We start from the raw sequence: 12,547 nt of genomic DNA, 5'->3' as shown, positions 1-12,547 counted from the left end.
GCAGCCCCCTTTTGGGAGCTGCTTTTTTAGGCTGACTGGCGCACGCTAAATGCAGTAATAGAAACAAGGATGATAACGATACCCAGGGCCTGAATGATTGTCAGACTATCTCCAAGCAGAACCACGCCAAACAAAGAAGCGGTGACCGGCTCTGCCATGGCAACCATTGAAGCAGTAACCGGAGTAGTCAGCTTGATACCGATAACGTACAGTACAAAGGAAATGCCTGCACCAACGAGCCCGAGCAGTAGAAACCATCCAATATCACTGGATGTTAAAACGGATACTGCTTCCTGTTGGTCGACAACCATCAGAAGAATTACACAAAAAACAAAAAAAGCGATCGTTAAAGAGGTTTCGGGTCTGCCGACTGCAGAGGCGTATTTAAATCCAAAAATAAACAACGCGTACGAAAGGCCGGCACTGAGGCCGGCAGCAGCGCCTGCAAGTGTAACCGAAGAACCGCTTGTGTCATAAGCACCTGTCAGGAGAAAAATTCCTACAAGCACTACTGCAATACATCCCCATTTGAAAAAAGTAGAGGGCTCCTGCTTTAGAAAAAAAGAAATCAAAAATACAAATATAGGTGCGGTATACATTAGCGTAGCAGCAATTGCTACGCTCGAGGCCTCGATACTAAGAAAGTAAAAGGTGAAATTGCCGGCGACGCCTGCCCCGGCAAGAGCGGCCCATATAAATAAGCGGGCGGAGGGTGACCCGGTCTGCCGAAGCCGTAGAAGGAACCATATAAAAATACAGACAAAACCTACAGCCCCTCGGTAAAATGAAATAACTAACGGGTCCCAGCCCTTATGTAATAGTATATCTGCCAATCCACCTGAAATACCCCATAGTACCGCAGCCATTACGACTAAAATCGTGCCTGAAAATTTCATGGTCAGCCTCCGCGGTAGTGTGAATATAATTGTTTACCCTTAAAGAAGCTGCTTCAAACAGATTTTGCATCAACGGTCAGTTTAAAGCATAACTTCAATAAGAACGTAGCCGAAAAAGGATAATAAAAGCGATCCGCAAACTGCCACGATAAACATCTTTGAACTAATGGTTTTAAAAGAGGCAGCAGGCATCTGCATTCCAAAGCCAGCCATAGCCATGCCAAGAAAAATATATGAAGCTGAGACCATAAAAGCAGCTGCCGAATCGCTGAGCAGATTAAAGGTATTGGCCAGACTCACTGCTAAAAATCCGAAAATAAACCATGGAACCGGAATTGTATGGGAGGCCCGCTTTTCTTTACGGCTTTGAAGCATGGCAACTACAAGTGCTACCGGGATGAGAAGTGCAACTCTCGTTAATTTAATGATCAGGGCGTGGTCTTCCGAAACTGTACCGCCGGCTTCAGATGCCGCTACAGCGTGAGCCACTTCATGGAGAGTTCCTCCGGATAAAACGCCATATTCATATGCATTCATCCCCAAAAACGGAAACAGAAAAGCATAGGAAACGGAAAAAAGAGTACCAACCACTGCGATAATCGCGATGCTCGCAGTAGTAGTTTTATGTTCTGCTTTTACAATCGGGGCAATGGCTGCGATAGCTGAAGCTCCGCAGATAGCTGTACCGCAGGCTGTTAACAGACTGAGCGTTTTATCTATCTTTAAAGCTCTGGCAGCAAAGTAAATGACAAAAAGCGCAATTAGTAACCCGGAAGCAGCGATAAAAAAGGCGTTAAATCCGGATTCGTAAATATCTCCTAAATGCAGGCGGGCCCCGAGGAAAATAATGCCGATCCTAAGCAAGTGCCTGCTTGAAAAAGTGATTCCGGGGAGCGCACGATCGGGCACTCCTGCGGTGAAGCGCCAGCATACGCCTAAAAGTATTGCAGTAACAAGCGCGCCCATCGCTGAGAATGGAGCGGACTCTGCTAGTGCGCTGCTGAGCACAGCAGCAATAAACGTAAAGATAAGTCCGGACGTTAGCGTGGGAATGGAAGAAACAAATCGTTTCATTAGTCTTCAACTCCTAATCATTAACGCTATTGTACTCCTGCTCTTTTTATTATAAAAACAAATATATATAATAAAATTAATTAATATTATTAATAAATGGGAGGGCCTATGCATATTGACGAATTAAAAACTTTTTTGACCGTGGTGGAGGAAAAAAATTTCACAAAAGCCTCGGAGGTGCTCTCCCTCTCCCAGCCGACTGTAAGCGTGCATATAAAAAATCTTGAAAAGGAATTTCTTGCTCCGCTTTTTCAGCGGACAACAAAGTCATTGATGCTCACAAGGGAGGGGGAGGTGTTTTTGGATCATGCCCGTCAGTTGATGGGCACCTACGTCCATATGAAGGAAGCTATATATACGATGCACGAGGAAGTGAGCGGAACCATTCATATCGGGGCCAGCTTTACGATTGGGGAATACGTGCTCCCAAAAGTAATGGCCAGAATGCAGGGTGAGTATGAAGGGATTCAGTTTGAAGTGACTATTGCTAATACAGAGGAAATCATTCAGCTGGTCCGGACGCTGAAAGTCGATATCGGCCTGGTGGAAGGGCACAGCAGGGCTGCCGATATTACGCTGACACCGTTTCAGACGGACCGCCTGGCGGTGGTTAAGAGTACATCCAATTCCTTTTCGCCTCGAACCCGGAAGGAGCTGCAGGACCAGAAATGGGTGGTGCGCGAAAAGGGATCCGGGACCAGGGAATCGTTTGATTATGTGATGAATGCAAACGGGATACGTATACGTTCACTTCTGATGATCAGCAGCACGCAGGGGGTTAAAGAAGCTGTTAAAAGCGGTCTTGGCTTATCTTTGTTATCAGAAGCAGCGATTGAAGAAGAACAAAAACACAACTCGCTGGAGCTTTTATCCATTGAAGGCATCGATGCAAAAAGGTTTTTTTCCTATGTACTTCCAAAAAGAACAGAGCGGACAAAAAATATTCAGTTTATGATCCGATGCCTGACAGAGAATTACTGACGTCCGTTGTCTTCTTTTTTATAGTTTTCTACAAAAACTAATTTGTTGTATACTAATACCGCAATCTTAGGGGAATTACTGATGATGGCTTTATATTCACCGCTGTATAAAGCATTCTGTTCAACATAAAAACGGAAGCTTACTATACTGAAATGAGGAATGGGTAAATGATTCAAATTGAACCATTTTTGCGCAATGATCAGTTTAATTTTATTAAAGAGCATGTATGGAAATTCGCCCATGCGCACGCTACAGTAAAAGATGCTGATGTAATCAGTGCATTAAAGCACAGTGCCTTTGATCAAATTATTAACAGCTTTCATTCGATGAACGATGAGCAGGAACGCCTGTTAGAAAAGATTCTTTATGTAGAGGACAGCACTCAGGCAGAGCAGATGCTCGGTGAGTTGAAAATGTATGTTGTTCCATTCCCGGCTGTAACTGTAGAACGGATTAAAAAGCTGTTTCCAAAGGCGAAAAAGCTGACAATGCCATCATTGGAAGATGAGGAACTGAAAAATATATCTTATCTGGGCTGGAATGACATCCGCGCAGAACGAAAATATATTATTACTACGGATCAGAGGAGATTGACGGGCGTGTTTGGGACATTTCGGAATACTCCTGGAAAAGGGATCTGTACGATCTGCAGCAAACAGGAGGAGACAGGGCTTTTTATGGCAGTAGTGAAGGCCGGAAAAGAAACATATACGAGCCGGGGCAACTATATCTGCCAGGACAGTCGCAGGTGCAATGAAAATATTACGGATCTCCGGCAGCTTGAAACGTTCATGTACCATTTGAAAAAGTAAATACTATAAAAGCCGGGGTAAGGAACGTTTCCCCCGGCTTTTATATATTATTGCAGTGTATGCAGATGAATGGTCCCGTCTCTGGTATAATCGTCGATTTCCTGACGGATGTGGTCTGCGAGGCCGATTTGCTTCATCGTATCAAAGATGGAACACGCCTGATCCCAGTCCTGAAGAGCGGATTCATCAAATCCCAGCACCAGAAGGTTTTGTCCCCGCTGATAAAGCAGTTCCCCTAAAACGTAGCTGTTCTGAAGGTCAATGCAGCGGTTGATTCCCTTTGAACACCAGTCGATGGATTGCTGGTAAGCACCCTGATAGGTCAGCGCTTTAGTTAAAGTATATGTCAGCTTTAATTCAATGTATTTATTCTCCGGGTGCACCAGGCTCTGATGGTCCTGCAGAGCTTTCCGGCATACGTCCGCAGCTTTTTTGTATTCGTGTTCAAGGTTGTAAATAATCGCCATGGCGTTTATGATTTCACCCTTACGTTCCGTATAAATTCCTTTGTGGTACGCATCGAGGGCAGAAGAAGCCAGTTCGAGAGCCCGCTCCGGATCTTTGTCCAGTTCGTAGGCGCAAATAGCTTTATGCCAAAGCATGTACTGCTCATAATAGCCGATTTTAAAAATGGGGTTGTCTTCCTCCCTGGAAAGAAGCTCCCGCATCGAAACGTAATCATGCTCGAACCGGCACGTTTCAAGCATACTGAATACAGAGCGGACGTAGTCGCTGCGGTCTGTTAACGCTTCTTCAAAAAAGTAATACATGCTGGCTCCGAGCCGTTCAGCAATATAAAACATGGTGCTTGAATATGGAACGATGGTCCCCTTCTCAATTTTACTGATCTGCGCCTGGGTACAAATATCTTTGGCAAGCTCCTTTTGTGTGTAGCCCCGGTATTTTCGCAGTTCCTGTATTTTATTTCCCACCCGTGAAAAATCCATCAATATAGTTCTCTCCCTATCTCTCAAATATTCCTATAATTATTTTACGGGAAGAAATCTGTAGAAAAAAGAGGAAAGTCTTAGGAAATTGATCGATTTTGGAGTCAGAAGCGGAAAACACTCTTTTTATAGTTCGAATATACTAAAACGAACATATAATAAAGAGGTGAAGAAATGAAAAAGGCAGGTTTATGGTATGCTGCGTTCATTGTAATAATGATGGCAACAGCTGCACCGGTTCAGCAGACAGCGCCGGTGGCAGGTGAAATTATAACGAGAGACATCCCACATCAATATTAAAAACAAGCCGCGGACATCATTGATGCCTGCGGCTTGTTTCTTTATACTGCTTGGCTTTCTCAACATATTCGAGGCGGATACGCTCCATGTCTTCTTTGTCCTCTTCAGTGAGGTCACGAACGACTTTGGCCGGACGTCCAAAGGCAAGTACGCCGGCAGGAATCGTTTTTCCGGGCGGGACCAGGCTGCCGGCACCGATGAACGCTCCTTCACCGATCTCTGCACCGTCAAGCACTGTAGACCCCATGCCGATGAGTGCCTTCTTTCTTACAATGGCGGAATGAAGCATCACCTGATGACCGACAGTAACGTCGTCTTCAATAATCAAAGGATGCTTCGGGCTTTGGTGCAGCAGGCATTGATCCTGCACATTGACTCTGCTGCCAATCAGCGTAGGTGCTACGTCCCCGCGAATAACGGTGTGAAACCAAATGCTCGATTCTTCGCCGATGGTAACGTCACCAGTGATGACCGTGAAATCTGCTAAAAAAACAGTGGGAGCAATGGAAGGGTACTGGTTGTTGTACGGATAAATCATAAAAAACCCACACTTTCCGAAATTTATTCTGCATTTCTAATGCAAGTGTAGCAAAAATAATAGTAAAATAAAGAAAGATATATTTCCCGGGGTACTGGATTGAGGAAAAAGGGGGCGATAATAGTGGAAAAAAGATTAGTGGACCGCCCGCGTGGAGTTGTTGTGCTGGTTCATGGATCAGGAGAACACTACCGGCGGTATGAATGGCTGATCCATGTATTGAAGCGCCAGCATCTGCATGTGATAACCGGAGATCTGCCGGGACATGGGGAAACTGAAGGACGAAGAGGACATATAGACAGCTTCCGTGAATACACAGATACAGTATATGAATGGTACAGAGAAGCAGCTTCCTTTAAGCTGCCTATTTTTATGCTTGGGCACAGTATGGGAGGATTAATTGTCATTCGGGCGGTATCCGAGCGGTACATGCCAGTGAAAGGAATTATTTTATCCTCTCCGGCACTCGGATTATACGAATATCCAAACAGGATCCGGGAGCTCTCCGGGAGGCTGGCGCACCGGCTTATGCCGGGTAAACCTCTCCGGACCGGCATCCAGGCCGAGTATCTAACAAGAAATCCGGAAACAAGAGCAGAATACCAAAGGGATGAATTGGTGAATGATACGGTCACCGTCCGCTGGTACCAGGAAATGATCCGGTCAATGCGGATCAGTCTGGCGCAGCCGGAAAGCTTTCCGGATACTCCACTTCTGGTTATGCAGGCCGGAGAGGATTATATTGTTGATAAAGAAGCGACTGTCCGTTGGTTCAACCGGCTGCATACATCTGAACGGACGATCAAAATATGGAATAATCTTTATCATGAAATATTAAATGAGCCGGAGCAGGAACGAGTAGTAAGATATATCATTCACTTTATGAACCAGCATTCCTAATATGAACCAGCCAATCAAGGAGGCCTTTTGAAATGTCAGCACCAACGTCTATACCAACTATTATGTATTACGGAGTGAAGCAGACCCTGCCGGCTGCCCGCCAGTATTTAAGCGAATGGAAGCAGAAAGCAGAGCAGATCCCGGATAATTTATACCGCCAGGCAGCGCTTGAAGCAATTGATGAAAAAACCTTTCATTACGAAGGTGGATCGCTCTATGCATTGATTGCCCCGGAGCATATCCGGAGCGAGTTACTTCGTTTTATTGTAGCCTATCAAAATATCAGCGATTATTTGGATAGTATCTGTGATATGAGCCAGGAGGAGGGCGTAACCTTTTATCGTGATATTCATGAAGCCTTGAAGCATGCCCTGGATCCCGGAGCCAGTCAGCAGGATTACCTTAAAAAGAAAAAAGGGGACGGGGACGGCGGCTTTTTAAAAGACTTGGTTGAAACGTGCCAGTCTGCTCTGCAGAGCTTTCCGGGCCTTTCTGGTGCTCAGCCGTATATGGAGGAGCTGTCCATGTATTACAGGGAGATGCAGATATACAAGCATATTGATGTCAATGAGCGTGAAGCAAAGCTGATAGAGCTTTATGAGCACTTTAAAGACCGGATTCCGCCGATGGCCTGGTATGAATTTTGCGCTGCGTCCGGATCGACGCTCGGTATCTATGCACTGGCCGGGTACGCTGCCCGTTCGCCGCTTGCAGAGCTTCAGGCGAAATCGATTAAAGAAGCCCATTTTCCTTATGTACAGGGAATGCACATTCTGCTTGATTACTTTATTGATCAGGAGGAAGACGTGGAGCAGGGCTCTCTGAATTTCACCGAAAAATACGCCTCAGCCGGCCATATGATGTCCCGACTGGAATTTTTCAAGTCCGAGGCCGACAAAAAAGTAGCCAAGCTGCCGGAGGCCGGGTTTCATAAACAACTAAACAAAGGTCTTCTCTCCATTTATTTGTCCGACGAAAAAGTACAGGCAAATGAAACAATGAAGCAGCAGGCAAAGCACCTGCTCCGCTTTGGCGGCATCACCTCGCTTATTTACTATTGGAACTCGTGGATGTACCGGAAAAAAATATAAACAAAGAACCGCCTCTTCCGAAAAAGAAAAGGCGGTTCTTCTTTACATATCAGCCGTATCAAGCGACGTCAGTTCTCCGGTCTCCGGGGAAATAACAAGGCCGTGCACTGGGGTTCCCGGTGGGAGAAGCGGATGATTTCTCATAACCTGGACCGATTGATGCACATTGTCCTCCACATCCGAAAAGCCGCGCAGCCATTCGTGCACGGAGACTCCCTCAGCATGCATCACTGCCTCTGCATCGGATGAAACTCCGCGGTCGTACGCTTTTTCAAGCACCTGGCCGGCCTGAAGACCAGTCATGCCGCATCCGTAATGTCCGACGATCAGAACCTCTTCTGCTTTTAATTCGTATAAGGCAACCAGAATACTGCGGGTAATACTATCATATGGATCCGTAATCATTGCCCCGGCGTTACGGATCAGCTTTGCATCCCCATTCTGGATGCCCATAGCTTTAGGGAGCAGTTCAATGAGCCGGGTATCCATACACGTTAAAACGACGATACGCTTATTTGGGAATTTATCCGTTTGAAAAGCTTCATATTCTTTGTTTTGAACAAACTGCTGATTGTGCTCTAAAATAGATTTCACCACTTCTGACATGATTCATCATCCCTTCGTAGATATATGTGAATAAGCTTGAACTAATTTGGATAAATAAGGAGTTTCTTCTGCTGTTTTTTCAAAGGTTAACACATAGGGGGGCGTCTTTTCCTGAAATTCCAGGCTGTACCGCAGCACCCGTACTTCGTCTTCCGAAAATTCAGCAGCAAGGTTCTCAACGGCTGTACGTTCTGCATTTCCTCCCGGGTGGCCGTGGTAAATGACCACGATAACCGGAACGCCTGACGGGAACGTATGAAGATAAGAAAGAACCGCTGCAGTTGTAGAAGAAGCAGACGTCACAATCTGTTTATCGCTCCCCGGCAGATAACCGAGGTTAAAAACGGCTGCACGGATGCTGGTTTTTTCCTCATCAGTGAGCAGAGACGCTGCGTATTCATGACTGCAGTGATGCAGCGTGACGTATGGCTCCAGGCTTTTCTTTTGTAATCGTGCGTATGTAGCCTGGATGGCTTCGCTTTGAATGTCAAAGGCATGCACATGTCCGGAAGGAGACACCGCGTCTGCAAGAAAGGCGGTATCCCCGCCATTTCCACAAGTGGCATCAATTACAGTGTCCCCGGGACGGATATTTTGTGCAATCATCCAATGGGCGAAAGCCACGGCTTTCGGCAGAGTCATAAAGCTGCCGGGGCAGGCTGATAATATTTTCCCTGCCAGCTGTGTCTGCGAACCTGTTCTTTATGAATTTCATTTAGTACTTCAAACTTGTTCACGCTCCACATCGGTCCGATAAGAAGCTCGGTCGGCCCGTCACCGGTGATGCGGTGAATGAGCATATCAGGCGGCAGAATTTCGAGCTGATCCACGACAAGACTGACGTACTCATCCCGGCCGAGAAACTCCACCATTCCTTTTTCATACTGCTTGACCATCGGTGTCTTTTTCAGCAGGTGGAGCAGATGAATTTTAATACCCTGAACGTCCAGGTCAGCCACGGCCTGGGCCGTTTCCATCATCATTTGATGGTCCTCCTGTGGAAGGCCGTTAATAATATGGGAGCATACGCGGATGTTATGCTTGCGGAGCTTGTCGACGCCTTCTTTATAGCACTCAAAGTCGTGAGCCCGGTTGATTGTTTCAGCAGTCGTTTCATGCACTGTCTGCAGCCCGAGCTCGACCCACAGGTAGGTGCGTTCATTCAACTCGGCCAAGTATTCGACTACATCGTCCGGGAGGCAGTCCGGGCGCGTCGCAATGGAAAGACCAACGACGTTATCCTGGGCGAGTACTGCTTCGTACATTTCCCGCAGTTCTTCAACAGGGGCGTAAGTATTGCTGAATGCCTGGAAATAACCAATGTATTTTCCGTTTTTCCATTTCTTGTGCATACGGTCTTTAATTTCATGAAACTGGGTCACCACATCGTCGGCACGGTTGCCGGCAAAATCCCCGGATCCTGCCGCAGAACAGAACGTGCAGCCGCCGTGGGCGACATTTCCGTCACGGTTTGGGCAGTCAAATCCACCGTCGAGCGGTACTTTAAAGATTTTATGGCCGAATGATTCCTTTAAATGATGATTCCATGTATGATACCGCTTCTCTCCCCAGACAAGCGGCTGTTCGTTAGATAATTCCGAGCTCATGAAGAGCCTCTCCTTCCATCGTGCATAAAATATTCTTTCTTATTTTAGCATGTTTTGCCTGTATTCCCAAAGTGCAAAGGAAAAGAACCACGTAGAAAGGCTTGACAGCAGGGGGATAAATTCATAAAATATCAAGTATTGAATATCGGCGTACTTTGTTTATCGTTATGCACCCAGCAGACGCTTGACGAAAACGGGTGAGCGAAGCGTCAGAGTCGGAAACGCACTTGAGTGGCGTGTGCGCGTCCCGCCGTTTGTTTCGTGGAATTTAAGCCTCTCGTCCCTGCTTTCCAGCTGGGAGAGAGGCTTTTTTTACAGATAAAATCAGTACAGATGCTCCAACTATTTAAAGGAGGAACGACAATCATGGCATATCCCCACCAACAGATAGAACCTAAATGGCAGTCATACTGGGAGGAAAATGAAATCTTTGCCGTATCCAACGCAGATACCGGCGCCCCGAAATATTATGCACTGGATATGTTTCCTTATCCTTCCGGAGCCGGCCTGCACGTAGGCCACCCCGAAGGCTACACAGCAACAGACATCACCTCAAGAATGAAACGCATGCAGGGCTACGATGTGCTGCATCCGATGGGCTGGGACGCTTTTGGCCTTCCGGCGGAGCAATTTGCACTCGATACCGGGAAAAATCCGCGGGAATTCACCCAGGCAAACATTGCCAATTTCAAACGCCAAATTAAGGAACTGGGATTCTCCTATGACTGGGCGAGAGAAATTAACACGACAGACCCCGATTACTACAAATGGACTCAGTGGATTTTTACAAAGCTTTATGAACACGGTCTCGCGTACATTGACGAAGTGCCAGTCAACTGGTGCCCGGCGCTTGGAACAGTTCTCGCCAATGAAGAAGTGATCGATGGGAAAAGTGAGCGCGGCGGACATCCAGTGGAACGCCGGCCGATGAAGCAGTGGATGCTCAAGATTACAGCCTATGCTGATCGTCTGCTTGAAGACCTGGACGGCCTGGACTGGCCGGACAGCATTAAAGAAATGCAGCGCAACTGGATCGGCCGTTCGGAAGGAGCAGAGCTGACCTTTCACGTTGAAGGGAAGGATCTTTCGTTTGATGTATTTACGACCCGTCCGGATACATTGTTCGGTGCGACCTACTGTGTGTTTGCCCCGGAGCATGAGTATGTAGAGGAAATTACTGCGCCGGAGCAGAAGGAAGCTGTAGAGAAGTACCAGCACGAGGCAGCTATGAAAAGTGATCTTGAACGCACAGAGCTGCAAAAGGAAAAATCCGGCGTATTTACAGGCTCCTACGCGATCAACCCGGTGAATGGTGAACAAATGCCGATCTGGATTGCTGATTACGTTCTCGCTACATACGGCAGTGGAGCGATTATGGCTGTGCCAGCGCATGATGAGCGGGACTACGAATTTGCGAAAACATTTGATCTTCCGATTGTGGAGGTAGTTGAAGGCGGAGACACATCCAAAGAAGCGTATACTGAGGACGGACCGCACGTAAGGTCCGAGTTTCTGAACGGTTTATATAAAGACGAAGCTATTGGAAAAATGCTCGAATGGCTTGAAGAAAAAGATATTGGCCGGAAAAAAACAACCTACCGTCTGCGTGACTGGCTCTTCAGCCGCCAACGGTACTGGGGAGAGCCGATTCCGGTTATTCACTGGGAGGACGGTTCGATGACGACGCTTCCGAAAGAAGAACTGCCGCTCGAGCTTCCGGAAATGGATGAGTTCCGTCCTTCAGGCACCGGCGAATCGCCGCTTGCCACCAATACGGAATGGCTGGAGGTCACTGACCCGGAAACAGGCATGAAGGGACGCCGGGAAACAAACACTATGCCGCAGTGGGCCGGCAGCTGCTGGTACTTCCTGCGTTTTGCTGATCCGGATAACGATGAAGAGCTTGCTTCCAAAGAAGCGCTTGAGAAATGGCTGCCGGTTGATTTATATATCGGCGGCGCGGAACACGCAGTGCTTCATCTGCTGTACGCACGGTTTTGGCACAAGTTTTTATATGATATCGGAGTAGTACCTACAAAAGAGCCGTTCCAGCGGCTGTACAACCAGGGAATGATTCTCGGGGAAAACAATGAAAAAATGAGTAAATCAAAAGGGAATGTCGTGAACCCGGATGAAATTATTCGTACCCACGGGGCAGATACGCTGCGGTTGTATGAAATGTTCATGGGCCCGCTTGACGCTTCAATTGCCTGGTCCAACAGCGGCCTGGACGGAGCGAGACGTTTCCTGGACCGGGTCTGGCGCTTAATTGTAACCGACGAAGGCTCTATCCGTCCGGAGATTCGGGAGGAGGAAGCATCGGAATCGTTTGCACGTACGTATCATCAGACGGTGAAAAAGGTCACCGAAGAATTCACTGAACTGCGGTTTAATACCGGTATCAGTCAGCTGATGGTCTTTGTCAACGAAGCGAACAAGCAGGAGACACTGCCGAAACAGGAATTAAAAGGGTTTCTGCAGCTGTTGAGCGCTATCGCTCCTCACCTGTCCGAAGAGCTGTGGAGCCGTCTCGGGGAGGAGCGTTCGATTTCACGAAGCAACTGGCCAGTACACGATGAGCAAATGCTTATTGAAGAGGAAGTTGAAATAATCATTCAGGTTAACGGGAAGCTCCGGGCAAAAGCAGTTGTCCCAAGAGATGCTGACGAGAAGGACCTTGAATCAACGGCCATGGAACAGGAAAAGATTGTGCAGGAGCTTGAAGGGAAGACAGTGCGAAAAGTCATTGCCATTCCAGGGAAGCTTGTAAACATTGTAGCTAATTAAAAAAAGCT

General features: G+C 47.2%; 13 protein-coding genes. 6 read left to right on the top strand and 7 right to left on the bottom strand.

What is annotated here, in order from left to right; all coding sequences use genetic code 11:
• Positions 1 to 26: 26 nt before the first annotated feature.
• On the bottom strand, positions 27 to 896 hold the full coding sequence (locus tag ACTRXF_RS11005) for a DMT family transporter (RefSeq protein WP_474262918.1): 870 nt from the start codon (positions 894 to 896) through the stop codon (positions 27 to 29).
• Positions 897 to 977: 81 nt separating this feature from the next.
• Positions 978 to 1,970 (bottom strand): YeiH family protein, encoded by a 993-nt coding sequence (locus tag ACTRXF_RS11000; protein WP_474279109.1) that lies wholly within the window; start codon positions 1,968 to 1,970, stop codon positions 978 to 980.
• Between the two features lie 108 nt (positions 1,971 to 2,078).
• On the opposite strand from ACTRXF_RS11000, the gene ACTRXF_RS10995 reads away from it, so the two are divergent.
• On the top strand, positions 2,079 to 2,951 hold the full coding sequence (locus tag ACTRXF_RS10995; protein WP_474279107.1) for a LysR substrate-binding domain-containing protein: 873 nt from the start codon (positions 2,079 to 2,081) through the stop codon (positions 2,949 to 2,951).
• Between the two features lie 167 nt (positions 2,952 to 3,118).
• Complete coding sequence (locus tag ACTRXF_RS10990; RefSeq protein WP_474262924.1) at positions 3,119 to 3,763, top strand: FusB/FusC family EF-G-binding protein; 645 nt, start codon at positions 3,119 to 3,121, stop codon at positions 3,761 to 3,763.
• 47 nt (positions 3,764 to 3,810) lie between these two features.
• On the opposite strand, the gene ACTRXF_RS10985 is transcribed toward ACTRXF_RS10990, so the two are convergent.
• Positions 3,811 to 4,710 (bottom strand): helix-turn-helix domain-containing protein, encoded by a 900-nt coding sequence (locus tag ACTRXF_RS10985; protein WP_474263001.1) that lies wholly within the window; start codon positions 4,708 to 4,710, stop codon positions 3,811 to 3,813.
• A 174-nt stretch (positions 4,711 to 4,884) separates the two neighbouring features.
• Between ACTRXF_RS10985 and ACTRXF_RS10980 the strand changes: the two genes are divergently transcribed.
• A complete protein-coding gene (locus tag ACTRXF_RS10980; RefSeq protein ID WP_281241116.1) occupies positions 4,885 to 5,010 on the top strand; it encodes a hypothetical protein in 126 nt (41 codons plus the stop codon).
• Between the two features lie 16 nt (positions 5,011 to 5,026).
• Here the strand turns inward: ACTRXF_RS10980 and ACTRXF_RS10975 are convergent, their stop codons facing one another.
• A complete protein-coding gene (locus ACTRXF_RS10975) occupies positions 5,027 to 5,548 on the bottom strand; it encodes a gamma carbonic anhydrase (RefSeq protein ID WP_322526227.1) in 522 nt (173 codons plus the stop codon).
• A gap of 123 nt (positions 5,549 to 5,671) precedes the next feature.
• Between ACTRXF_RS10975 and ACTRXF_RS10970 the strand changes: the two genes are divergently transcribed.
• Entirely contained in the window at positions 5,672 to 6,448 is a 777-nt protein-coding gene (locus tag ACTRXF_RS10970; protein WP_474262929.1) for a lysophospholipase, read from the top strand.
• Between the two features lie 32 nt (positions 6,449 to 6,480).
• Positions 6,481 to 7,539 (top strand): tetraprenyl-beta-curcumene synthase family protein, encoded by a 1,059-nt coding sequence (locus ACTRXF_RS10965; RefSeq protein ID WP_474262931.1) that lies wholly within the window; start codon positions 6,481 to 6,483, stop codon positions 7,537 to 7,539.
• A gap of 42 nt (positions 7,540 to 7,581) precedes the next feature.
• On the opposite strand, the gene ACTRXF_RS10960 is transcribed toward ACTRXF_RS10965, so the two are convergent.
• From ACTRXF_RS10960 to mnmL, 3 genes are read right to left on the bottom strand one after another with little or no spacing between them, the layout of a single operon-like run.
• Positions 7,582 to 8,145: a beta-class carbonic anhydrase gene (locus tag ACTRXF_RS10960; protein WP_091616611.1), complete on the bottom strand. Its 564-nt coding sequence runs from the start codon at positions 8,143 to 8,145 to the stop codon at positions 7,582 to 7,584.
• A 6-nt stretch (positions 8,146 to 8,151) separates the two neighbouring features.
• Positions 8,152 to 8,787 carry a tRNA 5-(aminomethyl)-2-thiouridylate-methyltransferase MnmM gene (mnmM, locus tag ACTRXF_RS10955; RefSeq protein ID WP_474262934.1) on the bottom strand — a complete coding sequence of 212 codons (636 nt, stop codon included), beginning with the start codon at positions 8,785 to 8,787 and terminating at the stop codon, positions 8,152 to 8,154.
• A complete protein-coding gene (gene mnmL / locus ACTRXF_RS10950) occupies positions 8,784 to 9,752 on the bottom strand; it encodes a tRNA modification radical SAM protein MnmL/YtqA (RefSeq protein ID WP_022795021.1) in 969 nt (322 codons plus the stop codon). Before mnmL ends, mnmM begins: the two co-directional genes overlap by 4 nt.
• 366 nt (positions 9,753 to 10,118) lie before the next feature.
• On the opposite strand from mnmL, the gene leuS reads away from it, so the two are divergent.
• Positions 10,119 to 12,539: a leucine--tRNA ligase gene (gene leuS, locus ACTRXF_RS10945; RefSeq protein WP_474262936.1), complete on the top strand. Its 2,421-nt coding sequence runs from the start codon at positions 10,119 to 10,121 to the stop codon at positions 12,537 to 12,539.
• Positions 12,540 to 12,547 lie beyond the last annotated feature (8 nt).

It is taken from the genome of Marinococcus sp. LNHM3E3-2.2 (assembly GCF_056034385.1).
The sequence above is the reverse complement of the archived record's forward strand: the minus strand, read 5'-3'. Positions and strand labels throughout refer to the sequence as shown.

Coding starts and splice junctions, on each gene's coding strand:
- ACTRXF_RS10995 (WP_474279107.1), top strand. CDS start 2,079: ATGCATATTGACGAATTAAAAACTTTTTTGACCGTGGTGGAGGAAAAA.
- mnmM (WP_474262934.1), bottom strand. CDS start 8,787: ATGACTCTGCCGAAAGCCGTGGCTTTCGCCCATTGGATGATTGCACAA.
- leuS (WP_474262936.1), top strand. CDS start 10,119: ATGGCATATCCCCACCAACAGATAGAACCTAAATGGCAGTCATACTGG.
- ACTRXF_RS10985 (WP_474263001.1), bottom strand. CDS start 4,710: ATGGATTTTTCACGGGTGGGAAATAAAATACAGGAACTGCGAAAATAC.
- mnmL (WP_022795021.1), bottom strand. CDS start 9,752: ATGAGCTCGGAATTATCTAACGAACAGCCGCTTGTCTGGGGAGAGAAG.
- ACTRXF_RS10990 (WP_474262924.1), top strand. CDS start 3,119: ATGATTCAAATTGAACCATTTTTGCGCAATGATCAGTTTAATTTTATT.
- ACTRXF_RS10975 (WP_322526227.1), bottom strand. CDS start 5,548: ATGATTTATCCGTACAACAACCAGTACCCTTCCATTGCTCCCACTGTT.
- ACTRXF_RS10965 (WP_474262931.1), top strand. CDS start 6,481: ATGTCAGCACCAACGTCTATACCAACTATTATGTATTACGGAGTGAAG.
- ACTRXF_RS10960 (WP_091616611.1), bottom strand. CDS start 8,145: ATGTCAGAAGTGGTGAAATCTATTTTAGAGCACAATCAGCAGTTTGTT.
- ACTRXF_RS10980 (WP_281241116.1), top strand. CDS start 4,885: ATGAAAAAGGCAGGTTTATGGTATGCTGCGTTCATTGTAATAATGATG.
- ACTRXF_RS11005 (WP_474262918.1), bottom strand. CDS start 896: ATGAAATTTTCAGGCACGATTTTAGTCGTAATGGCTGCGGTACTATGG.
- ACTRXF_RS11000 (WP_474279109.1), bottom strand. CDS start 1,970: ATGAAACGATTTGTTTCTTCCATTCCCACGCTAACGTCCGGACTTATC.